Annotated in this window: 1 protein-coding gene; it reads right to left on the bottom strand. The window is 66.5% G+C overall.

Features of this window, described 5'->3' with window-relative positions; all coding sequences use genetic code 11:
- Positions 1–188, bottom strand: a 188-nt coding sequence (locus tag ACM6IV_RS19625; protein ID WP_414871269.1) for a hypothetical protein, incomplete at its 3' end; no start/stop codon positions are given.
- Positions 189–209 lie beyond the last annotated feature (21 nt).

Raw genomic sequence — 209 nt, 5'->3', positions numbered from 1 at the left:
TTGCCGACCCGGTCCTTGTCGACTTTTTCCGTCCACACGTTCTGCCCGGTGCCCCAGAAGATCGTCAACGTGTCGCCTTCCGCCATGTTCCCCCACGGGCCGGCCTCGCACAGCAGGCCGTCAAGCGGAAAGTTGCCCAGCGCCGCGGCGATGTTGATGCCCCAGACCTTCTGAGGACTCTCCGACACCGGGCCGGTGCGCCCGGGGAT

Origin of the sequence: Pseudomonas sp. IT-347P (genome assembly GCF_949768005.1) — a bacterium.
Classification (GTDB): domain Bacteria; phylum Pseudomonadota; class Gammaproteobacteria; order Pseudomonadales; family Pseudomonadaceae; genus Aquipseudomonas.
This window is presented reverse-complemented; position numbering and strand designations above follow the sequence as displayed.